Here is a 22,296-nt window from a genome sequence, read left to right on the forward strand (position 1 = left end):
TCTAAATTTTTAATTTGAGCAAGGCAAGTTGTGCTGTTCTAAAATTTTGTCTGCTATGGGTTTATAGATCAGATGAAATAAGGTTTCCATATACCGATCTCTGGCTTCATTTTTTTCTGGAGCAACAAAGTTCCAAAAACTAAATATTTTGGCAAGCAATAATAGTTGACTTGTATGTATTTCCCAAGTATATCGGTTCCGAATTCGCTGAATCATCCACTCGGAAGTTTCATGCCAGTATTCCGGCTGAGTATCGCATTGGTTAAGAAAGTCTAAAATTTTCTCAGTTGTTCTTGCTAAATCTGTGGGATTAATATGAAATCTGCGATCTCGATCGTCGAGAATTTCTAAAGCACCGCCAAATTCAGTAGCAAAAGTTGGTAAACCAGAAATCATTGCTTCTAGAATACTGCGCCCGAAGGATTCAAATAAGGCAAATCGCAGATAAATTCCTTGGCGATCGCTAACTAGTCGATAAGCTTCTGCGATTTCAATGCTAGGAAGACGCATCCCTATCCAACGAATACGACCAAAGAGGTCATATTGATGAATAATATCATGAAGTTTTTGGATCTCTTCTGCTTCTTCTGGTTTTGTTGCTTCATGTGGATATAGTTTACTCGTTAAGAGAATCAGATTACAATGCTCTTGCAACGCCTGACTTTTAGCAAATAATTCCGCTAAACCAGTATAATTTTTGATTGAGTTAATAGGAGCAACAGCAAGAATGGGACGCTTGTCAATATCGTCTAAATCACCGAGTATCTGAGATGCTTCGCGGTTAAATAAGAGGTCGCTGACTTGTTTAGTGAGGTGAGGATCTCGGTCTTGTGTTTGACTGTAGGGAAAGAAGATATTCTCGCTAACTCCCGGAGGAACCATATTGAACTTCGGACTAAACAAGTTAATTCCATCGACCACATGATATAAATTAGGCATAGTAAAACACTTATAAGACTCGTACTGACCTATAGTGTCTGGTGTCCCGACAATTTCTTGACAGGATGAAGTAATGATGAAATCCGCAGCATTCATGCTAATCAGATCGGCGGTGAATTGTGCTGAGAAGTGATGTTGGTCTTCTAAATCTTGCCAATATAAGTTACTAAATAAATACTTAGGTTTTTCTAGAGAGTGGGCAATGTTACATTGGGTAACTTTCAGGCTACGGGATAAAAGTGATGCGACTAAATTACCGTCACTGTAGTTACCAATTATTAAATTAGGTTTTCCTTGGAATTGCGCTAGCAGTTCTTTTTCTGCGTCTTGAGCAAATGTTTCTAAATAAGGCCAAATTTCAGATTTAGAAATCCAGTTATTGGTGACTTCCGGATTGAATTTAGCAAAAGGAACGCGCAATATCCAAGCATTTTTAGTACTTTGAACTTTTTCCAGGCGCAGATTGCAATCTGTGCCTTCGCAGTTAGGAATAAGTCTGGTGAGAATAATTACATGGGGTTGAATGCCTAGCAAATCAAGACCGGCGAGTTTAATTTCTGCTTGGAGTTTGTTTTCTAAACTGCGCGCTTGTTCGAGGACATAGATAACTTGACCGAGTGTTTCATCTCTTCCCAAAACATCTTGTTGACCAACCCAACCGTGGATAGAAATGAGAACAACCCGAAAAACAGCGGGAACGCGGGCTACAAATGCTTCCAAAATGGCAGGTTGGGGATTGTCGATTAACCGCTCAAGAAGTTCTAAGGTTTCGCACACTCGCGCCGCAGTATTGCCCCATCCCGGCTCAAAGCCAAATTCTTGGAGGTGAAAGCGAAATTCTGCGTAGGGTTCGTTAGAAGGGCGCTGAATCAGGAATTTCAGGGCTGGCTTAATTTGTTTGGCCAGATCGATACCCGAAGTTATGCGATCGCTAATTAATAGGGGAATGCCATCGTATTTCAGGTGATGTAATGCTTGAAATACTGCTTCTACCCAGTATTCTGGGTCAGTCAACAAGCGATCGGACAAATAATGGTTGAGAAAAGCTAAACCTTGACCAATGTTTCTAGAATCGGAAATCGTAGGCGAATCTTCGTAAAAGGGATGGAGGTCGATTTCTAGAATGTGAGGTTGATAGCGGTTAACTAAGCGATCGCTCATATCTAAAAACGCCTGGGGTGTCATTAACTCGAACTGAGAAAAGTCAGATACCAGTCGCCACACTTCCTGGCTAGCAATCTTCTGTCTAATAACAAACCAAGTACTTTCCTCTTCTTGAATCATTTCATGAGTATAGTGAATCAGTTTGCCAATAGAGGAAGAGTGGTAAAAGTAGGCAGGTTTTTGGGATTGCTGACAGTAGTCTGCAAAAACGTGGAGAATCTCGTTTCTCAGGAAGTAATGCTTCCCTGAAACACTTCTTAATGTAGAGAGCAACTGACGTAGAGCAGTTTTTTCATCACTGTCTAAGATGGCTTGAAGCAGTTCATACATGAGGAATTCCAAAACTATAGCTAGGTCACGACCTCATTGTTCTCTCCTCAATAACTTTGGTTTTATTTAGCGGGTGTTCAGAGGTACATTTCCCTTTTGACTTTTGTATAGTAGATAGACCGGAAAGCTTTCTGCTTCTAGCTTTGGTATGAAACACAAATAAAATTGTCTGTCTAATGACTGTTATTATGAATTAAATGCTTAAAGTAAGGTTAAATCTTACCTTTAACAAGGAAATAAAAGCAAATTTTTGAACTACAAACTATTATCTCCCTTTTCTTCTGTTCCCCATTCAATCGCGTAACACTAGCTGTTTATTCAAAAAAGTGCCAATTTGGCTCAAGTACTTGTTAATTAAGAGTAGTCTATATATATTAGGCAGGTGTCTCACGCATAACACTGACTTCAGCGGTTCAATTACTTGGAAATTAGATATTGAGATAATTGCTAATAAGTAAGGTAAGAGTTATGATTGATAAATTTTATGAATGTAAAATTCAACAATTACTCAGAACAACTTGTTGTAATTATCTATCGCGAATTATCTTCAATAGTCGTTAATAAACTAGTGTTTATTGTATCTATTCAAGCAAATTCATTATTTACCTAGCATTAGCAGTAAACAAAAATATAATTACACTGCGTTCCCTACAAAATTCAGAGACAATAAACGCCTAAAACTTGAATTAGATTAAGAGTTAGAAGGAGCGATCGCTCTAGAACGAGATGGATTTAATATTAACTTAAATCATCTGCGATCGCTGCATTGTAGATATCTTCATCAAGCTTAATCAATTTATAAATTCCCAGTTAGACCAGTTATCTCAGGGTTACTCATGAACTACCATATTTCTTCTCAAAGAAATTTTCACAGTATCATTACTCCTGAACAATTCAATCAAATTATAGCAGCTATTACTGAAGGTAGATATTCCTGGGCTTGCGTGCTGATTTTGCGTTTTGTTGGTTATAATCCACTCCACTTTATTCCTCAACGAACTTACAGCCGTTTAATCAAAGAAAATAGCCAAGTTTCATCTACACCCTTATCTACAACTGCAAATACACCAGCAAATATTAATCCTTCCGTTACTAAATCTAGTAATCCAGGCTCATCTCAGGTTGTGAGTAAACTTAATGATTTAAATAATTTAGCAACATCTGATGAAAAGCAAGCGAGTTTTCAAAGTGCTAGTGTCCCATTTTGCTTAGAGACAAAAATTACAACGCTTTATTCATCAAAATCTAGTAGATTGCACAACTAATAAGTAGAATGGTGTAAGGCAGAAGGCTTCACCTGGGAAAGGAAAAATTTTTCCTTTCCCCTTTAACCAATACCTTTTAAGATGCATGAACCGCTTTTACATCTACGCAAATAAATTCAGTAATCAAAGCGTATTTTTAGAGAATATTTATATTAATAATCTAAACTCTTTGAAAAATTATAATTAAAGTTTAAGCTAAATTAATCCTATTTTGATAGTTTTTTGCAATACTTGTTCAAAACTAATACCTTGTTTTGTACCAATGTACAATAACACTATAGCAGCCGAACGTAAGGAATTATCACAATGTATTAGGATAGGTTTAGGTAGTTGAGCAATTGTTTGAAATATTTGGATTGCTACTTGATAGTTAATTTCTTCAGATTTGGTAGGGAGATTGACATAATACAATCCTAATAGTTCTATTTTTTCCTGCTCGTTCTCTAGCAGACCTTTTTCATTTGCTAAACGCAGGTTAAGCACAGATTTATAACCATCTTCAGCAATCTTTTGGAATTGCTCTAGTGTAATTTGTCCGGCGATCGCTAACTCATTGTTAATCTTCCTGATAGTATGCATTCTACTTACTTTGAACTAATCAATGGTGATTTAAAAAACTTTCTCTTTGGAGATAACTTAGTTAGATACGGCAAAATATTTTGTCCATAACTAATTCAATAATATTTTTTTAGGAGCAGCCTAACTGGCAGCACTGCTACCCGCGACAAATGAAATCAACACAGTTGAGTAGCGACTGCGAACAGCGAACAACTTTCAGCTCAAAAATAAATTTTTGAGAGTGATTTTAACTTTGCTAGTGTTATTTATACATCAATTAAAATAAAAGAATTTGAGGAACTTGTGAGGAAATGGTCAAAATCATAAATTTAGAATTGTAAATTATTATCAAGCAATGCCACTAAATGGGCTAGTTAAATTTTCATTAAACAGGCTTGAAAGCTAGCCCAGTGCAGGCAATAACTTACAACACAGTTATAAAAATATTTTTTCTCTACTCTCTACTTACCATTGAGATATCTGCATTCAGTATAGTAAGTGCGTGATTTTGCTAAAACTGCCAATTGAGTTGCAGTCCTAATATATCCACTTCGCTTTCAAATTCACCTTTTAATGATATTAGGATCGGATTTCGACTGTATTGCAACTAAGTGAGAAGTCCCTTTACAGCGCTTCTGGTGGGGCGATATCAGTCCCAATGCTGACACCAGTATGACTTGATTTAAGACCTGGTTTAGCAGTCGGCTCACTCTTCTGGGATGATTTAGAGAGGGATGAAGAGGGGGAAATAGTATCTGGATTTATTGCCTTATCTGCATTGGCTTGCTGAGAAATCAATGATAATCCTCCGACTGCACCAGCTACTAGAGCTGTATAGCCTACATACAAATGTATGGGACGTATGTCCACTGCTAATCTTTTAGAAATACTTTGAGACTCAGACCAAGATGGCAACACAGATTTCACAGTGTCAGGTGCAGGTAAAGAAGTAGCTAAAATTGTGCCATTCAATCCTAAAGCATTCCCCATAAGGCGGATAAAGCCACGTAAAATCACATCTTCTTGCAATAACTCAAAGTTACAATTTTCTACTGCCTCCATTTGATGAATTGAGATGTGAGTGTAAATGCTAAGTTGACTTAAAGAAAGATTTTGAGACTCACGAGCTTGTTTGAGTTGCTGACCTATTTGCCGCAGTTGTTCTATGCGCTGTTCGGCAGCTATTTGCTTGGCTATTTCAGTTTTAGAAGGTTTTTTATTTGGCTTTAGCCACTCAATTGCTGTCGTTACTGGAACTATATTCTTTGAGTTTTTGACTGGATTTTTAGTTGTGTTTGTCGCCACTTGAGACGGCAATGCAATATTTTCGTTGCTGGGATTCGCACTATTTTTGTGGGAATGTAATTTAACACTGGCTATGCAACTTGATAAGTCACTGATGTTTTCTTGTTCGATATTGGATGTAACACCTACAACATTTGTGTCTTGAGGAATATCTGCAACTTTCTGATGTTGGGCAAATTGCTGGAATGCTAAACCAATAGCTTCTCTGCCTACAGCTTTAAACAAAATTTTAGCCTGTTCGCCTGAAGTACCTAACAACTTTTGTAACCTAGCGACAGCACGACGATAAACTTGACTGCGATGCAGTTCGGTTTCAATTTGGCCTAGCAGCGATCGCAATTCATCTTGAGAAATTTCAATCGCGTGATTTTCAGCAACTTTTAATAAATATGTAGATGTTATAGTCATGATTGCAGTATCCCCTAACACTTACCCAACAGGAGTAGTTTTATCTGTATAAATTATTCCTGTATTTTGGAAGAGGTCAGGATATTTCTGTATCATTTTTTGACTAAATGATATTAGACAACCTGCGAATATGTACTTGTTGGATAAAAGCTTTTACCCATTGCAGATATTCCATATTAGCAACCACAGCTACATTGTTATGTTCTGCACCTGGAACTAAAATTAGTGTTTTAGGTTCAGGTGCAACAGCATACAATTTTTGGCTCATGAAAGATGGCACGGTAGAATCGACAGTACCGTGAATGAATAAAACTGGTATTTTCAATTGTGATAATTTTTTAATGGATGCAAATCGCTGTGTCAAAATCAAATCGACGGGAAATACTCGAAATAAGTTCCGATAAGCTATTAACTCTTGGATGCAAGTAAAAGAACTTTCCACAATCAATCCCGCAGCTTCAGGGACTTTGACTGCTAAATCTATAGCTATTGCGCCTCCGAGAGAATGTCCATAAAGAAAAATTTGGCTGGGTGAAATCTGTCGCTGTTGTACTAAATAATTCCAAGCTGTCGCTGCATCTTGATAAACGCGCTTTTCATTAGGAAATACGCCCTCACTGCGACCATAACCCCGATAATCAATCAGCAAGACCGAAAATCCTAGTTGATAAAACCGATTGGCATGAGATATATTTGCGCCAATATTAATCCCATTCCCGTGCAGATACAACAATACCCTGGTATTAGGTTGGTTAGACTTTATCCACCAACCATGAATATGTTCTACTTTACCCGATCGAGTTAGCACGGGTAAGTAAACATCCTCATATGAGAGATTGAAAAACTCTGGTGTCTTTTCAATAACATGGGAGGGAAAGAAGATATAGTGTGGTTGCCGAACAAAAAGAAATAGACAAATCGCTACATAAGCGATCGCTGCAACAATTCCTAACAGAAGTAGCAGTTGTAACCCTAGTTGCAGTTTGTTTAATATCATGCAAAAGATTTTATACTTTTATAAGTACTAATAAATATGGTAATTATCTACTAACCACCAGAGGTTAGTGATTTCAACTTAAAATTCAACAGAACAAAAAAATTTAATATTGTAAAAATATTTACCTTATTTAAGCGATTTTACAGTGAAGAAGTAAACATTAGTCAAGACTTAGGAGAAGGCCGTGAAGCTCTTAGATTTAGGTGAAGCTCAAGTCGAGCAGCTAAAGCAAATAAGTAAATATTTACTGCAAGTAAGACAAGAAAGATCCATCCGTATAGAAGAAGTAGCTGCTAAAACACATATTCGACTAGCTTTTTTGAAAGCTTTAGAAGCAGGAAAATTTGAAGAATTACCAGAGCCTGTGTACGTTCAAGGATTCATCCGTCGCTACGGAGATGCTGTAGGACTAGATGGTAGTGCTTTAGCGAACAGCTTTACAATAAATATCATTCCTTCAGAAGCCAAAAACAATAACACTACCAACAATGATAGTCAAAATTTAGACAGTAGACGAAATATACACATACCTCTTTTCGTACCCTACATTTTATTATTAGCGATCGCTTCTATCGGACTTATCTATGTACTCAATCCTAAACTGATATTAGAAACCTTTGCCAAACAACAAAATCTAATATCTACCTCAAAACAAAAAACAGCGCCATCGCCTCAAGTTGAATCTCTAAGACAGCAACCAAGTTCAGTACCCACTGCACCTTCATTGGCTGTAGCACCTTCTGAAAGCACGGCAAAGAATGTGGCAGTCACTTTAGAACTTCAAGATAAATCGTGGTTAAGAGTGAAAGTAGACGGCAAAATAGAATTCGTAGGTGAGTTAAAAAAAGGAGAACGGAGAACTTGGACAGCAGAAAAACAGTTATCTGTCCGTTCTGGTAATGCGGGTGCGATTTTAGTTACCGTTAACAATCGACCAGCAACACCTCTAGGAAATAAAGGTGCTATTAAGGAAGTTACATTCACACCAGAAGTTAATAGTCAGGAGTCAGGAGTCAGGAGTCAGTAGTCAGTAGCTTCTGGACAACTAACTACTGTACAGACGCGTAGACGCTTGTAAGAGTATAATCGCGTCTTTACTCCTAACTCAGCACTCAGCACTCAGCACTCAGCACTCAGCACTCTCAAGAGAGTTGTGGCTGACGCTGATGCCAAGTAGTTGATTGCTCATAAGCATAAGCTACCTGAAGTAGTTGGTCTTCTCGTAGTTCTTTACCAATGAGTTGTAATCCAATCGGTAGACCATTGTTGTCAAAACCACAAGGAATACTTATACCCGGTAAACCAGCAAGATTCACAGGGATCGTCATCAAGTCAAGTAAATACATACTTAAGGGGTCAGTATTTTTTTCCCCGATTTTAAAAGCTGTTGTTGGAACGGTCGGACAGGCTAAAACATCAACTTTCTTAAAGGCTTTTTCAAAGTCTTGTTTGATGCAGGTACGAACTTTTTGCGCTTTTAAATAATAGGCATCATAATAGCCAGCAGAAAGAGCATAGGTTCCGATCATAATCCGACGTTTGACTTCTGCGCCAAAACCACTGGCACGGGTACGATTGTACATTGCCAGTAGATTGTCAGCACCTGGAGCGCGATAACCATACTTAACACCATCGTAACGAGCTAAGTTGGCTGATGCTTCTGATGGAGCAATAATGTAATAGCTAGGTACGCCATAGCGAAAGTTGGGACAGGAAATTATATGAATTTCGGCTCCTAAACTTTGCAGTCGATCTACGGCTTTGGTGACAGCTTCTTCTACAACTGAGTCTAAACCTTCGCCAAAAGTTTCCTTGATGATGCCAATTCGCAACTTTCCTCTAGCTTTAAAATCTGGTTTTAAGCTGGCGGCGTAGTCGGGGATTTCAACTTTTAAACTAGTGGAGTCTTTGGGATCGTAACCTGCGATCGCACTCAACAATATTGCGACATCTTCTACTGTGCGTCCAAATGGCCCAATTTGATCCAAAGACGAAGCAAAAGCCACTAACCCGTACCGAGAAACTAATCCGTAAGTAGGTTTTATTCCCACAACACCGCAGAAAGATGCAGGTTGTCGAATTGAACCGCCAGTGTCCGAACCAAGTGAAACCACGCATTCTTCTGCCGCCACTGCCGCTGCGGAACCCCCAGAAGAACCACCCGGAACCCGTGATAAATCCCAAGGATTTGCCGTAATCTCGTAAGCAGAGGTTTCCGTGGAACCCCCCATAGCAAACTCATCTAAATTGGTTTTACCCACCATTACTGCCCCTGCATCAGCCAGTTTTTGTGTCACTGTTGATTCATAAGGCGGCACAAAATTTTCTAATATTCTAGAGGCGCAGGTGGTAGGAATCCCTTTGGTACACATATTGTCTTTAATTCCAATGGGAATACCTGCTAGCAATCCAATTTCTTCTTTGGCGGCGATTTTAGCATCCACAGCACTAGCCTGTTCTAACGCCTGTTGTGCCGTTATATGTAAAAAACTGTGCAACTTCGGCTCTAGCGCTTGAATGCGGTCTAAAGCTTCTTGGGTAATTTCAACGGCAGAACGTTCTTTTTTAATTAGCTGTTCGTGCAACTCGCGGATGGATGCCATGATTGCTCCCTTTATGACTCAAGTCATTGATTTTAGTACATATTTATGGGGACTGGGTACTGGGTATCGGGTATTGGGGATTGGGTATTAGTTATTCTCCTTTATCCTCCTCATCCTCCTCATCTCCCTTTTTCAAGATAAATTTTGTAGTATTAGCATGGACTAAAATTTCATGCTGGTAATTTATAAATTAATTTTACAAATTTTATTTAAGGGGGTTGGGAAATATGGTTAAAATAATTGCTCGCAGATATGTAGGCAAAGAAAATGTCTATGACATTGGGGTTGAGCGCGACCATAATTTTGCGATTAAAAATGGTTTGGTAGCTTCTAATTGTTTCAATAAATCCCATTCAACCGCCTATGGATATGTTACTTATCAAACTGCATATTTAAAAGCTAATTATCCATTAGAATATATGGCGGCACTGTTAACGGCTAACAGTGGCGATACAGATAAAGTGCAGAAATACATTAATAACTGCACGAGTATGGGTATTCAAATAGATCCACCAGATATTAATCGCTCTGGTCTGGATTTTACACCTGTGGCAGGTAAGATTTTGTTTGGATTTTCCGCAGTGCGGAATGTGGGGCAGAATGCGATCGCCTGTATTTTGTCAGCCAGAAATGAAGGAGGAGAATTTTCATCTCTGGCCAATTTCTGCGATCGTGTCGATCTGCGTGCTGTTAACCGCCGTACTTTAGAGTCGCTAATTTATTGTGGGGCTTTTGACAAACTCGAACCTAATCGCCATCAGTTAATCAAAGACCTCGAACTCGTGTATGAATGGGCGCAGTCCCGTGCAAAAGATAGAGCTAGCGGTCAGGGAAATCTTTTTGATTTATTGGGCGGCTTTTCTACTGTTAATAATACAACAAAAAATAATCGCTTTGATAGCGCTCCCAAAGCTAGTCCTATCGAAGATTTTCCTCCTCAGAAAAAGTTGCAGATGGAAAAAGAGTTATTGGGATTTTATGTATCAGACCATCCGCTGAAATCTTTAAGACAAACAGTATCACTTTTAACTCCGATTAATCTTTCGCAACTTGGCGAACAAAGAGAAGATACCAAACTTTGTGCAGTTGTCATGCTCAATAATGTGAAAAAAGTGATGACCAAAAAAGGCGATCCGATGGCTATTTTGCAAATAGAAGATTTAACTTCGCAATCGGAAGCAGTTGTCTTTCCTAAAACTTACGAACGCATCAGTTCTCTTCTCGTAGTCGATACAAGGTTAATTATCTGGGGTAAAGTAGACCGCCGAGATGAACAAACTCAATTAATAGTTGAAGATGCTGAACCAGTAGAAACAGTACAAATGGTGATGGTGGAACTTAATCCCCAACAAGCAGCTAACATTGAAGAACTGCATCGCTTGAAAACTGTTTTGCAAGAACACTCAGGAGATAAAGAAAAAGCTAAAATGCCAGTGATCGGAATTGTCCAAGCTGAAAATTCCCGTAAACTAGTTCGCTTAGGTTGGCAATTCTGCGTGCAAGATTCTCGAATAATAGTTCAAGCTTTAAAAAACGCTAGCTTTACTGCTCATTCAAAACCTTTACTTGAAAAATGAAGCAATTTTAGATATTAGTTACTATAGGACTCATATTTAATTTTTGAAATACACGTAGTGGCGTGGCAAGGCTAACGCACCGCCCAAAGGTTTCGGTGCGGTGCGTTACGCTACGCTACGCGATAACACACCCTACAGATACTTAGATTTTTTCATAAATCAAATCGGATTCCTATATTAGAAGATAAAACATCAAATATTGATTAAATCAAAGTTCCAAAATCTAACTTAAATTATTATTTTCTAATAGTAACAAAACAGGCTTACTAAGAAATAAGGAACTTCCAAATAAAAAATATTTAAATAACTGATGGAATAACCCTCTTTACTCGTTATTTCTTAGATATACCTGAAGCAGAAGCTACTAAGTAGGGTGAACTAATAGACACTTTTTTTAGCTTCTTAAAGGGTAGCAATTGATGTCGCTGATTGAAAAACTAAAAACTACGCATTTTTACTTAATATAATTTTTAAACTTGATAGAAAATTTGCGATTTAAATAGCAGTATATTCTCGTGTCAATATGATATTTTCATGCTTTTTTCATTACTTATGCGGATGATGATTTCATTAATTAAATGGTATCTTTTTATGCTAAGGGGGGATACATGTAACAGTCAGGGTAAGGAGCTAAAACTTCATGATTGCAAACGATTTATATCAATTTGTTTCTTATTGTAAAAAAATTCAACCACAAACTCAGCAAGATATTAAACAATTTTTTGAGGGGGTTATTGTCTTCCCTTATGATAATGAATTACTATTACAAGCTTATTTATTTTTAAATATTAAATCTTTATTTCCTTCCTGCCGTGAGTTGTTATTATTTGAAAAATCTCCAATTGCAGATTATACAGATTTAGGAAAATGCGATTTTGTCTACCTGACATTTCAAGGTAATCTATTTTTAATTGAAACTAAATTTATTGATACAGAAGCAAAAGGAGCAACGGAAAGGAAAAGAAGAAACAAGCATAGGAATAAAGTATTTGAACAAGTTATTACTTTAAAAAGTAGATTTAGTGAATATTGGGATCTTAGGATTGAACAATTAGAATGTGGTGTTTTTACAACCGATCCAGAAGTTGACTGGCGAGGTAATGGTGTTAATGTTGTAACAAAGTCAATATCTATAGAACATCTAGAAAGATGGCGTAGAAATTATAAAAATAACAACTATGTTTAAAGTTTAATAATACAGTTTAAAATATTATATTAAGGTTATTATTCACTTTCATTATAGTAATTTTAAATAAAAAATAAGATTCCCAATTTCCTCAAAGAAGTTGGGAATTTAAGCTTTTGTGAAACACTGTATAAGATAAGAATAGCTAGTTGCTTTTTTAAAGTGCAATAAGTGGTGTTAAAGAGTAATTAATTCAATTAAAAAACTTTGTAAATCTCAAGCAGAGCTAGGTTTTTGAGTTACAGGCTTATGCTATTTTGGTACATATGTACTATTTTGCTGCTAAAATGCTTTACAAACTCAGTAGCTTTGCAAGAGAAACTATGAGAGAAATCGATCGCAGTTACAAACATCACATTTCGCTTCCGTTTTCCCTGTCACAACCTACAACCGTGACTAATGCAATAGTGCCACTGCAACCACAACAAGAAAACATCGTTGGTGATTGGGAGCGTTTAGTCGCGCAAGCACAACGTATTAATCAGATGGCAGCGGAGTTAGAAGCTACGATATTGGAGTTGAAAGCAATAGCCAGTAAGCTCAACAGTCAAAGAAGCTGTCTGCAAGGGAATGGTAAAGCATACAAAAGCATTTGTAAGTATTTGACAGTGAGCGTTCCTTGGGTGAGACAAAAACCAGATGAGTCTTTTGTCTTGACGACACGGAAAGTCGATTTATTTCGAGCAGAAAGAGAAGCTGCACTATTAGCACAGAAACTTCGCCAACAAACTAAAACAAAAAGATTGGCTTCGCAGCGACATAGAAAAAACAAGAATACGGTTGATACTGACACAACTGGCTTTTTCTAAAGGACGCTAATCAACAAATCTTAAAATTATCAAAATTCAACGACAGCCCACGTTATAAGCTGTAACAGTTATGCTGAGAAGTGGAAGCTGGTACTTCTTTTTGAAAGTTACCAGATGCCACACGCCTGATAATTTGCAACAACTCTCTCAAGTTGATTATGAGTGGGAAAAGTTGCTTTCGGAAGCAAAAAGGCGCAACTGTCCTATGTGTTGCACTCTTCAAAAAACGAGAGTGCAACATTAGACAAGAGCAATCAGCGTATAAAAGAGGTAAAAAAGGTGTTCAAGCCACTTTTGGTAATTGCCATTGGTTTTTTACCGTTCCTGTTTTCGCTGTGGACGATCCGTAAAACTCACTTGCGGACACGTTTGCGGATGAGGCAAGCAGCCATGAATTTATCAGGGGTAAGGGTACAGCAAATTCGACCTATTGAAGGCGATCGCTATTATTTAGAAGGGGTAGGCTATCTAATTGGCGATATTAGTTGTAAATTTAATGCCCAATCTGGTTATATCCGCTGTGCTGTCAACCCCAGCGGCCCTTGTCAGGGTTGCCGTCACTACGAATCAAAAAAATTAGTTAGTAAAGAATATAAGGCTTAAAAATTCTTAATCCCTGAATATTAAAGTTTTAGGACTTACGCAAAAATTGCCGAAAAGCTAAATTTATCGAACTGCCCTTCAGGTGACGCTCCTTCTCCCAAGGGTAGACGCTACGCGAACGTCACTTTGCCACCCTTCGCACGCGCCAAGACAGCAAGTGACTCACCAAGAACGCTAAGAATTCTTAGATTGTGCGTAAGTTTTATGTATATAGCGATATTTATTAACAAAAGTAAGGAGTTAGAAAAATGACAATGACCTCGATTCAGGGCAACTTTAGAATCATCAAAGCTGCTCCTGATGGCGATTCTATTCGCTTCTATCCTAACAACCCTCAGCTATGGGAGAAATTATTACCAACACGAGTTGTTACTAACCGTGCAGGAGGCGCACAGTTACGCTTAGATAGTATTGATGCTTTAGAAACTCACTTCAATCCCAGGGGAGATAGTATAGGGGTGCAACACCAACCACTGGAATTGGCTCATAGTGCTGCTAGTGAGTTGCTAAAATTTTTAGGATTTAAAAAAATTACTCGTAATGCCAATGAAGTCGTGACTGCGGCGGAACCAGAAGCAATACCTGGTTTCATCCTCACAAAATTTGCAGATACTTATGGCAGGAGTGTAGCTTTTGCCTTTAAAGGCAATTCAGATGTAGAGGATGGCAGCAGTATTTATTTGGATAAATCTTTACTAAAAAAGAGCGCGAACTACCATCTCTTAGCTAAAGGCTTAGTTTATCCTACCTTTTATTCCAAGTTATATCCCGACATCCGTAAAGAATTAATTCTTGTTACTGAAAAAGTCCGCAAGGAAAAAAAAGGTTTGTGGGCATTAGATAAAACTAATGATGGTTTTGTCTTGGAAGATTTAGAAACCATTACTGATAACGTTGTTATCCTGCCTAAACTATTTCGCCGACTTCTCGGTTATTTAGCGATTAATGATGGCAGCATATCTATAGAAAAGTTTGTTGAGTACCTTAAATCTCTGGGCGATCGCTTAATCATTCTTCCAGAAGGTCATGTTACAGGATTTGATTTTGTAGTTAAAGTCGAGGGGCAGAATATCAAACTAACTTCTCAGCCGGAAGATTTGGTTTTTCTGGAAAAATAATTCAGCGAAACAGTCTCGAATAATGAATGTTGAGTCGGGAGTTCTGGGCAATTAGCCTTGACTCTGACTCAGGACTCTTAAGTACGCCGCAAGTTTATTTGATGTTTTAAAAGTTGCATTAGTTAAACTCGAAGCAGCAACAATCCACTCGTTAAAGCTTCATTCCAAAGAGGTGATTTTTGTATTTCTGCCAGAGAAACAGGTGGATTTACAAATTGTGCGCTCATATCGCCATCAATCGAATAACATGACTCTGGTTGTAAAGATAATTGCCAAAAACCTATATCATGCCACTGACCAAATTTATACCCAACTCGACGCAAGACACCTACAGGTGAAAAACCGACAGATTCATGTACAGCCACGCTTGGTTGATTGGGTAAAGCGATCGCGGCGACAACGTTATAAAATCCTTGCAGTCGCAGCAATTTAAACAAAGAAGTATACAAGGCTCTAGCAATCCCTTTTCTGCGATAATTAGCACTGACGTACACAGATGATTCCACAGACCATTGATAAGCAGCACGGGTACGGTAAGGGTTAGCGTATGCGTAACCTACAACTTCTTGATTAATTTCGCAAACTAGCCAGGGTATCTGCTGTTGATAGCTGTTGATACGCCCTTGGAACTCTGTTTTACTGGGTGGTTCTACTTCAAAAGAAATTGCCGTTTCCCGGACAATTGGCGCATAAATTTCCAGCATTTGTAGAGCATCGTTTTCATTGACTAGTCTGATTACTGGCTTCATTGCAATACTTGCCTTCTCCCAAACCAACTAAATAATAAAGCTGTTTCTTCACCATGTAAATAATTTCATAAATCAAAGCGGATTGCTATTACTGCCATTGTTTTGATAAACGATTTCTCAGCTTATACATCAAATGCTTAGGTTGCCGTAGAAGCTCAGGAGTTTTTAATAAGTTAATAAAAGTATTGACATCTTTATCACCAAATTCAAAAGTCTTTATTCCGTACTTGATGACTAAGTTAGTGACGATAGATTGGTCATCTCGATGTTTTTGGAATCCAGGTAAATTTGGTAAACCGCAAGTATTTGGTAATTCTTGTGAAGCGATTCTTTCATCTAAATTATATTGCAACCAATCCCAGACAAATTTGAGGGTGAAATCATTTTTTTGCAGTAACATCCATGTGGTTTGGATTTGTCTAGCTTCGTGATATTTTGGTTCGTCGCAATCCATATAAACAAAGGCATCTCTTTTAGTCCAATGTGAGTTTTTAAACCTAACTTGATGGAAAACAGTACCATTATTACTAATACATAAATCTATTAATGGTTGCACAGATTGCCTAATGCCCCAAGTTCCACAATCATAGTAAAATAGGATATCTCCATATGCAATTTTATTAAGAAGTTCTGAAATAATATATGCTTTAAAAGCATGACCATTCTGGCCAGACGGTTTATCTAAGTATTCTTTATGCTTGGCATAAAAATCTGTTTGCAGCAGGTCTTTAGCTTCCCAAGAAACAATATTGTAAATCCCTTGTTCTCTAGCAGTTTTATTTAAATTTAATTGATTTTGCCTGTATATTCCGCCCTTACGCTTGAATCTATCATCAGAATAATTGAGAAGGTATAATTCCATAATTTGTTCGCTACCCAATTTTAGATAATCAAAAAATATAGCCCGTATTATTTCATCCGGGCTACTTAAGAATCTTAAGCAAAGACGCTACAGAATATGCTAGCGTCTTTGCGACTTGGCATCAAAAAATTAACTACCTTTAGGTGTAGTATCTCCTGGCCCGGCGGTGACAATGACCACATTCTCCGGCTGAATTAAATCTTCAATTGCCTGCTTTACTTGAGCCATACTAACTGCCTGAATGCGCTGAGGAAACTCTCGGATTTCTGCTCGTGAAAGTCCCAGAACAGCATTACTCAAGATGATACTAGATACATCACTAGGATTAGCTAAATCCACAGGGTAGCTGTTAGTAATTGAGCGTTTGGCGGCATTTAATTCCGCTTCTGTGACTCCTTGCTCGCGCAACTGTTTGAGTAAAGCCACAGCACTGGCGATCGCTTTTTGAGCATCCCCAGGAGCAGTCTGCATTTGAATCAAGAACGGGCCGGGATTAATTCCGGCGGCAAATGCACTGTAAATACCATAGGTCAGACCTAGGCGATCGCGCACCTCAGTACCCAAACGGCTAGATAAGGTATCACCGCCTAAAATCTGGTTCAGTATCAGGGCTGCATAATAACGCGGGTCTTTACGAGAAATCCCGTTGTAGCCAATGTAGGTAACAGCTTCTGCCTTGCCAGGAATCACTTTATTGAGGCGTGTCAAAGTCTGCGGTAATGGTACTGTTGGCAACTTCAGCACAGGTGGCTTACCCGTGGCTTGCCATTTGCCAAAGGCTTGATTCAGCAAGTCTTTGACCTTAGCTGGTTCAAAGTCACCGACTAATGCGATCGTTGTGGTATCTGGTCGGTAGTGTTCTTTATAGAAGCGAAGTAAATCATCACGAGTTATACTCTTTAAGCTCTCAGCTGTGGGGAAACTGTGGAACGGATGATTTGCTGGGTAAATTGCTTGCTGGAATACTTGCCGTCCCAGTCCGCTGGGGTCATCTAACTGAACTTTGAGACTTGTTAACGCCCGCTGACGGCTTAGTTCTAGCTGGTCTGCTGGGAAAGTAGCATTTTGCACTACATCTGCGAGAGTTTGAATTAATATCGGCAAGTTGGTTGATAGCCCCTCACCGCTAACGCTAACTCCCTCGCGGCCAGCACTAAAGCCGAGACCTGCTCCCCGGTCTTCTAAGGTTTTGGCTATGGTGAGAGCATTTTTAGTCTGCGTTCCATTAATTAAGTTGGCCGCAGTCAGGTTTGCTAATCCAGCTTTTTGATTGCCATCAAATTCACTGCCAGCATCAATTTGCCCGCTGAGGTTAATAGTAGGAACGCTGTGGTCGGGTAGCAGTAGCACCTGCAAGCCATTGGCTAGGGCGAACTGTTCTGGTAACGATTGTTTGGTGGAATCTGTAGCTGATGTAGCAGTTGGCAGATATTTGGCCAGTTCTGCGGGGTCTACAGGCTTACCAGGGCTGAAGTTCTCCATAGTCCGCCCAGAAGTAGCACCGGAAGTTCCTGGTTTACCATCTGGTTGGGTCGGCTCAAAGAAGCCGATAGTTTGTTTGGCAGGATTGAGGTACGTTTTGGCAACTTTTTGCACATCGGCGGCAGTGACTTTAGCGATCGCTGCTAAATATTGTTCGATAAAATGATAATCTCCCGCCACAGTTTGGTTATACCCCAACTGACTTGCTTGAGAGGTAATATCTTGATTGCCCAGTACAAAGGAAGCTTGCAGTTGTGTCTTCGCGCGGTTTAATTCTTCTGGGGTGACTGGTTGCTGTTGCAGTTTTGCCAAAGATTGCTGGAGTACTTGAGCAATTTTTGGTAACTCTTGACCTGGGGCTGCTGTAGCACTAATGTCATACCAACCCGGTTCCACAAGTTCGGCTGCACTGCCATTCACTGAACTAGCGAGTCCAGATTCCACCAAAGCTTGGTACAACCTAGAACTGCGTCCGCCCGTTAAAATAGCATCCATGACATCAATTGCCGGGACATCAGGATGTTTGATGTTTGGCAGAGGATACACAGCTTGTAATAGTGCTGCACTTCCTGGTTGCTTGAGGACGATGGGAGCTTTTTTCGCCTCAGCAGTAGGAGTAGCTACGGTATTAGTGTTTCTAGTAGCAGTCTTAGGGCGTTTTGCTAGCTTGCCAAAAGTTTGTTTGACAACCTTCAGTACGGGTTCTGTGGCAAAATCCCCCGTAACGATCAAAGTCGCATTTTCTGGACTGTAGTAGGTTTGGTAATAATTCCGTACCTGCTCCACGGTAAATTTTTCCACATCTGCCTTTGTGCCTCCCACAGGTAAGCCATAGGCTCGTTTGGGGAATACTTCTCGCATCACCGCCCGATCTAAACGATAGCTTGGTGAATTTTCATACCCTTGCAACTCGGAGATCACCACCCGCTTTTCACTCGTCAGTTGCTCCGCTCCAACTAAGGCGTTTTCCATGCGGTCGGCTTCTAAGGTAAGCAGTGGTTCGAGTTTGTCTCGCTGCACTGTACCAAAGTAAGCTGTTTCGTCATAGCTAGTAAAGGCATTAAATTGACTGCCCAATGCACTAAATAACCGTCCAAACTGTACTGGACGGTCATTAGTGCCTTTAAACATCAAGTGTTCTAGCTGGTGAGAAATCCCATTCTCTCCCTTAATCTCGTTACGCGAGCCGACTTTATACCAAACCTGCACGCTCACCACTGGTGCTGTGTGGACTTCTTTAGTCAAAACTGTTAAGCCGTTGTCTAACACTGTTTTCTGCACCCCTTTGGTGAGTGAGAGAGCAGAGACAGGTGCTGTTGTTGGTGTTACCGCGTTGGTGAAGTCACCCGAAAACGGCACTACACCAAGGAGGAGGCTGAGGAAAAACCCTATAAGCATGTATGAGCGTAGCTTCATAAGCAATTTAAAACCTAGAATTATAAAACAAAATTCTGCCAGGTAATTCAAAATTGCAATTTTAACTGAATTAGAGGCACGATGCGATGCCTGCGGCAAAGGCTTCGCCCAACGCATCGCTAAATAGATTTTCCCACCGATTTCTGGAATGAGCGATGTCTAACGATAAGCCTCTTTGCACCTACACCTTTATATAGACCGTTAACTATTGAAGCTGAAGTTATGTCTCAAGTTCCCGTGAAGCTAGAAACACTAAGATAGCAAAGTGCTGAGTGCTGAGTGCTGAGTGCTGAGTATAAATCTAATGCTTGCCTAGTTTCTGGTAATAAGTACTGTCCTAAGCTTTAGACATCTCCAGAAATGATGTGAGGGCGTTCGCTCTTAGGTTTTCGTAGAGTACGGCCGTTCGCCCCTACTGGATTTCGGGCGACGCAGAATTAATTATTGGAGATGTCTAATGGGGTTCCAAGACTCTTTAATGAGGCTCGAAGACTCTTTAATGGAGTTCTAACACTCATTAATGAGTATCAAAGACTCTTTAATGGAGTTCCAACACTCATTAATGGAGTAGCGAATACTCATTAATGAGGCTCGAAGACTCTTTAATGGAGTTCTAAGACTCATTAATGAAGCTCAAAGACTCTTTAATGGAGTTCCAAGACTCTTTAATGAGTATCAAAGACTCTTTAATGAAGCTCCAAGACTGATTAATGAGTATCTGAGAGTGATATCAAGTTCGCTAATTACTTATAATTCAAAATTCTCCGCGTCCCCGTGTCTCCGTGTCTCTGCGTCAGCCCTAATTATAAGCATTCATCCAAACATGATACGATTAATGCAGTTCAGATACTCATTCACAAGTAAAAATTTCTCAAGAACTGGATGCGGCTTTAGTTGGTCTACCTTTAATAGCTTTAAAGCGTTCGCCTAATTGGTCGGCGAGAGTTTTTAAGCCTGGAGTTTTCTTAGCAGCTGTCTTAACGTAGTCATAAACTGTCAAACTGCCGGTCATCGCTTCACTACCGACAGCCAAAAGGGTATCATCTACTTGTTCGTTAAGTTGCTTGATTAAGGTTAAAAGTTCGGTGAGCGTGCTAGCTAATTGGTAATCGCGGACTAATTCCTCAACATTAAAACTGGCTGGGAGAATCTCGCGGTTAGACTGAGCAGCAGTGACGCTATTGTTAACAAAAGCTAGACTTTTATCGCCCATTTTGACTAACTTACGCCGTTCTTCGGTGCTGAGGGTAACTAAAAACGGCATTTTTTGTTGAACTGTCTGTAGCGCTGCTTTGATTTCTTGGATATCTGCTGCTGAAAGCGTGCCTGTAATATTTTGATAAGCCATTGGATAATTACCGTGGGTATTCTAATGGTAAAGTAGCAATAGTTGCTAAGTATAGAATTCCCAGAGGTAGATGCGATCGCACACAATGACTCTACTTATTGATGCGTTTTAGTGCCGATGCCGATGGATACTGACTTGATGCTATCAAAGCTTGGCGTTCAATAACCCTTTCATCACTGTTAAAATCTAAAATACGTGCTGTTACTTCTCCAATATCTGTCTGTGGTTGAATCACAGCCTCATCTAAGCGAAAATGCTCTCCCCAAAAGTCTCGGCGTGGGTTGAAAAATCTTACAAGTTCTCCAGTCTGCCAATTAATTGACCCTAAATCAGTTCCTTTTTGCAGGTTACAGAAAATACAGGCATAACAGAGATTATCTGCTGTTGTTGAGCCGCCGTGTTTCACGCTGATTATGTGGTCAACTTGACAACCCGACGATCTATCTGCTTCAGCGACGAGACAATATTCGCATATATGACCAGCGCGAGAGGCAACTAAACGCCGCAGTTCTACACTAATGTAAGGACTAAACACTTTAAAGATTTACTCCGCGCTAATGTGCTGATGAGCTTTTGCTTTTGCTAAGGTCATAATATGTTCTAGCGTGAGGAAACGGTCTAATTCGCTTTTATCTTCTGGTGTTATTTGTCCTATTTTGTGTTGGTAAACCAAATACTCTAAGCGTTCTTTGGCTGCATCTGAAAGTTTAAAATTAATCACGCTTTGGGGAGTGGTTCCAGCAGCAATAAAGTCAACAATTTCGTCGTAGACTTTGGTTGTATTTACAGATGTAGTCATAAATTTACCTGTTTAATTCAATTATGCTACGTTTAATGACTTTCCTAAAGTTTGAGGCTCTGGTAGAGATTCACCACTTTCCAATGCTGTCTCAATTAGAAGTTTTAGCACTTCCTGAGCATTTTTCAGAGCTTCTTCGTAAGTATCGCCGTGAGTGCAAGGCTGCATTACATTCGTAAACTCAGGCAGCAACACTGTATAACATTGGTCTTCTTCTGACCATTGAATAATAATTGTGTATTTCATTCTTGTGTCTCCTCCCCTTCTTCTATTTTCTTTAATTCTGCAAGTGCTTCATTGACTTGCTTTTCTAAATAAGGTTTGGCATCGCTACCATCTTTGCCAGCGATGATGATAGCTTGAGCTAATAGCGGATGTATCCATTTACTGTGACTACCCTTTGCAGGTTTATAAGTAAACCCTGCTTGCAGTAACAAGCTTTTGAGTTATTTGATTTTCTTGGATATAGCCTCAGCTTGCGTTTTTATTCTTAACTTTGAGAATCTTGCTTGCTTTTATTTGCTTGCTCAATGCGTTGTCTAATTGCTTCTTCTGCAATACGAATATTTTCTTCTATTGGCGTACCATCTTCAGCTACCATTGGCCCGTACCATGTTGCTTCTGAATCAGGAGTGCGACGGCTATACAAAACACGCAAAGGCTCTACATCTTCCCGGTGTGCAAGTGCGTAAGCTATTAGTTCTTTGTTAGTCAGTGTTTCAAAGTTCGGTTTCATTAAAAAACCTCCAGTTTCCATGATAATAGTAAGCCTTTCTTT

At 39.4% G+C, this 22,296-nt stretch carries 21 protein-coding genes; 7 read left to right on the forward strand and 14 right to left on the reverse strand.

Annotation, left to right across the window (positions count from 1 at the left end):
* Positions 1–9: 9 nt before the first annotated feature.
* On the reverse strand, positions 10–2,433 hold the full coding sequence (locus I8752_RS09075; protein WP_214431984.1) for a sucrose synthase: 2,424 nt from the start codon (positions 2,431–2,433) through the stop codon (positions 10–12).
* 836 nt (positions 2,434–3,269) lie between these two features.
* Between I8752_RS09075 and I8752_RS09080 the strand changes: the two genes are divergently transcribed.
* Positions 3,270–3,698: a HetP family heterocyst commitment protein gene (locus tag I8752_RS09080; protein ID WP_214431985.1), complete on the forward strand. Its 429-nt coding sequence runs from the start codon at positions 3,270–3,272 to the stop codon at positions 3,696–3,698.
* 195 nt (positions 3,699–3,893) lie between these two features.
* Here the strand turns inward: I8752_RS09080 and I8752_RS09085 are convergent, their stop codons facing one another.
* The 3 genes from I8752_RS09085 to I8752_RS09095 all read right to left on the reverse strand — a co-directional run bounded on the left by I8752_RS09085 (position 3,894) and on the right by I8752_RS09095 (position 6,966).
* On the reverse strand, positions 3,894–4,277 hold the full coding sequence (locus I8752_RS09085) for a beta-lactamase hydrolase domain-containing protein (protein WP_214431986.1): 384 nt from the start codon (positions 4,275–4,277) through the stop codon (positions 3,894–3,896).
* A gap of 603 nt (positions 4,278–4,880) precedes the next feature.
* Positions 4,881–5,969 carry a helix-turn-helix domain-containing protein gene (locus I8752_RS09090; RefSeq protein ID WP_214431987.1) on the reverse strand — a complete coding sequence of 363 codons (1,089 nt, stop codon included), beginning with the start codon at positions 5,967–5,969 and terminating at the stop codon, positions 4,881–4,883.
* 103 nt (positions 5,970–6,072) lie between these two features.
* Positions 6,073–6,966, reverse strand: coding sequence for an alpha/beta hydrolase (locus I8752_RS09095; RefSeq protein WP_214431988.1), 894 nt, complete (start codon positions 6,964–6,966; stop codon positions 6,073–6,075).
* 184 nt (positions 6,967–7,150) lie between these two features.
* On the opposite strand from I8752_RS09095, the gene I8752_RS09100 reads away from it, so the two are divergent.
* Positions 7,151–7,993 carry a helix-turn-helix domain-containing protein gene (locus tag I8752_RS09100; RefSeq protein WP_214431989.1) on the forward strand — a complete coding sequence of 281 codons (843 nt, stop codon included), beginning with the start codon at positions 7,151–7,153 and terminating at the stop codon, positions 7,991–7,993.
* A gap of 115 nt (positions 7,994–8,108) precedes the next feature.
* Here the strand turns inward: I8752_RS09100 and gatA are convergent, their stop codons facing one another.
* Positions 8,109–9,569, reverse strand: a complete 1,461-nt coding sequence (gene gatA, locus I8752_RS09105) for an Asp-tRNA(Asn)/Glu-tRNA(Gln) amidotransferase subunit GatA (protein WP_214431990.1) — start codon at positions 9,567–9,569, stop codon at positions 8,109–8,111.
* Positions 9,570–9,796: 227 nt separating this feature from the next.
* On the opposite strand from gatA, the gene I8752_RS09110 reads away from it, so the two are divergent.
* From I8752_RS09110 to I8752_RS09130, 5 genes are all read left to right on the forward strand, one after another.
* A complete protein-coding gene (locus tag I8752_RS09110) occupies positions 9,797–11,146 on the forward strand; it encodes a helix-hairpin-helix domain-containing protein (RefSeq protein WP_214431991.1) in 1,350 nt (449 codons plus the stop codon).
* Between the two features lie 640 nt (positions 11,147–11,786).
* The gene (locus I8752_RS09115) at positions 11,787–12,332 is read left to right on the forward strand and encodes a hypothetical protein (RefSeq protein WP_214431992.1); all 546 of its coding nucleotides are present in this window, start codon (positions 11,787–11,789) and stop codon (positions 12,330–12,332) included.
* A gap of 287 nt (positions 12,333–12,619) precedes the next feature.
* A complete protein-coding gene (locus tag I8752_RS09120) occupies positions 12,620–13,141 on the forward strand; it encodes a hypothetical protein (RefSeq protein ID WP_225895538.1) in 522 nt (173 codons plus the stop codon).
* A gap of 279 nt (positions 13,142–13,420) precedes the next feature.
* Entirely contained in the window at positions 13,421–13,744 is a 324-nt protein-coding gene (locus I8752_RS09125) for a DUF6464 family protein (protein ID WP_214431994.1), read from the forward strand.
* A gap of 248 nt (positions 13,745–13,992) precedes the next feature.
* Positions 13,993–14,862 (forward strand): thermonuclease family protein, encoded by an 870-nt coding sequence (locus I8752_RS09130; protein WP_214431995.1) that lies wholly within the window; start codon positions 13,993–13,995, stop codon positions 14,860–14,862.
* 122 nt (positions 14,863–14,984) lie between these two features.
* On the opposite strand, the gene I8752_RS09135 is transcribed toward I8752_RS09130, so the two are convergent.
* The 9 genes from I8752_RS09135 to I8752_RS09175 form a co-directional block, all read right to left on the reverse strand.
* Positions 14,985–15,611, reverse strand: coding sequence for an arsinothricin resistance N-acetyltransferase ArsN1 family B (locus I8752_RS09135; protein WP_214431996.1), 627 nt, complete (start codon positions 15,609–15,611; stop codon positions 14,985–14,987).
* An 88-nt stretch (positions 15,612–15,699) separates the two neighbouring features.
* A complete protein-coding gene (locus I8752_RS09140; RefSeq protein WP_214431997.1) occupies positions 15,700–16,491 on the reverse strand; it encodes a hypothetical protein in 792 nt (263 codons plus the stop codon).
* Positions 16,492–16,602: 111 nt separating this feature from the next.
* Positions 16,603–19,371 (reverse strand): M16 family metallopeptidase, encoded by a 2,769-nt coding sequence (locus I8752_RS09145; protein ID WP_214431998.1) that lies wholly within the window; start codon positions 19,369–19,371, stop codon positions 16,603–16,605.
* Between the two features lie 871 nt (positions 19,372–20,242).
* A complete protein-coding gene (locus tag I8752_RS09150; protein WP_214431999.1) occupies positions 20,243–20,719 on the reverse strand; it encodes a hypothetical protein in 477 nt (158 codons plus the stop codon).
* A 91-nt stretch (positions 20,720–20,810) separates the two neighbouring features.
* Positions 20,811–21,254 carry an HNH endonuclease gene (locus I8752_RS09155; RefSeq protein ID WP_214432000.1) on the reverse strand — a complete coding sequence of 148 codons (444 nt, stop codon included), beginning with the start codon at positions 21,252–21,254 and terminating at the stop codon, positions 20,811–20,813.
* A 9-nt stretch (positions 21,255–21,263) separates the two neighbouring features.
* The gene (locus tag I8752_RS09160; RefSeq protein ID WP_214432001.1) at positions 21,264–21,518 is read right to left on the reverse strand and encodes a hypothetical protein; all 255 of its coding nucleotides are present in this window, start codon (positions 21,516–21,518) and stop codon (positions 21,264–21,266) included.
* A 21-nt stretch (positions 21,519–21,539) separates the two neighbouring features.
* Positions 21,540–21,764: a type II toxin-antitoxin system HicB family antitoxin gene (locus I8752_RS09165; protein WP_214432002.1), complete on the reverse strand. Its 225-nt coding sequence runs from the start codon at positions 21,762–21,764 to the stop codon at positions 21,540–21,542.
* Positions 21,761–21,955: a type II toxin-antitoxin system HicA family toxin gene (locus I8752_RS09170; protein WP_225895539.1), complete on the reverse strand. Its 195-nt coding sequence runs from the start codon at positions 21,953–21,955 to the stop codon at positions 21,761–21,763. Before I8752_RS09170 ends, I8752_RS09165 begins: the two co-directional genes overlap by 4 nt.
* A 53-nt stretch (positions 21,956–22,008) precedes the next feature.
* Complete coding sequence (locus tag I8752_RS09175) at positions 22,009–22,254, reverse strand: DUF6887 family protein (RefSeq protein WP_214432003.1); 246 nt, start codon at positions 22,252–22,254, stop codon at positions 22,009–22,011.
* Positions 22,255–22,296: the final 42 nt, after the last annotated feature.

Source organism: Dendronalium phyllosphericum CENA369, from assembly GCF_016056275.1.
In the GTDB taxonomy this organism is placed as follows: Bacteria; Cyanobacteriota; Cyanobacteriia; order Cyanobacteriales; family Nostocaceae; genus Dendronalium; species Dendronalium phyllosphericum.

Excerpts from the sequence above, each read along its gene's own strand:
- I8752_RS09075 (WP_214431984.1), bottom strand. The coding sequence starts at position 2,433 with ATGTATGAACTGCTTCAAGCCATCTTAGACAGTGATGAAAAAACTGCT.
- I8752_RS09080 (WP_214431985.1), top strand. The coding sequence starts at position 3,270 with ATGAACTACCATATTTCTTCTCAAAGAAATTTTCACAGTATCATTACT.
- I8752_RS09085 (WP_214431986.1), bottom strand. The coding sequence starts at position 4,277 with ATGCATACTATCAGGAAGATTAACAATGAGTTAGCGATCGCCGGACAA.
- I8752_RS09090 (WP_214431987.1), bottom strand. The coding sequence starts at position 5,969 with ATGACTATAACATCTACATATTTATTAAAAGTTGCTGAAAATCACGCG.
- I8752_RS09095 (WP_214431988.1), bottom strand. The coding sequence starts at position 6,966 with ATGATATTAAACAAACTGCAACTAGGGTTACAACTGCTACTTCTGTTA.
- gatA (WP_214431990.1), bottom strand. The coding sequence starts at position 9,569 with ATGGCATCCATCCGCGAGTTGCACGAACAGCTAATTAAAAAAGAACGT.
- I8752_RS09110 (WP_214431991.1), top strand. The coding sequence starts at position 9,797 with ATGGTTAAAATAATTGCTCGCAGATATGTAGGCAAAGAAAATGTCTAT.
- I8752_RS09115 (WP_214431992.1), top strand. The coding sequence starts at position 11,787 with ATGATTGCAAACGATTTATATCAATTTGTTTCTTATTGTAAAAAAATT.
- I8752_RS09120 (WP_225895538.1), top strand. The coding sequence starts at position 12,620 with ATGCTTTACAAACTCAGTAGCTTTGCAAGAGAAACTATGAGAGAAATC.
- I8752_RS09130 (WP_214431995.1), top strand. The coding sequence starts at position 13,993 with ATGACAATGACCTCGATTCAGGGCAACTTTAGAATCATCAAAGCTGCT.
- I8752_RS09135 (WP_214431996.1), bottom strand. The coding sequence starts at position 15,611 with ATGAAGCCAGTAATCAGACTAGTCAATGAAAACGATGCTCTACAAATG.
- I8752_RS09145 (WP_214431998.1), bottom strand. The coding sequence starts at position 19,371 with ATGAAGCTACGCTCATACATGCTTATAGGGTTTTTCCTCAGCCTCCTC.
- I8752_RS09150 (WP_214431999.1), bottom strand. The coding sequence starts at position 20,719 with ATGGCTTATCAAAATATTACAGGCACGCTTTCAGCAGCAGATATCCAA.
- I8752_RS09160 (WP_214432001.1), bottom strand. The coding sequence starts at position 21,518 with ATGACTACATCTGTAAATACAACCAAAGTCTACGACGAAATTGTTGAC.
- I8752_RS09165 (WP_214432002.1), bottom strand. The coding sequence starts at position 21,764 with ATGAAATACACAATTATTATTCAATGGTCAGAAGAAGACCAATGTTAT.
- I8752_RS09175 (WP_214432003.1), bottom strand. The coding sequence starts at position 22,254 with ATGAAACCGAACTTTGAAACACTGACTAACAAAGAACTAATAGCTTAC.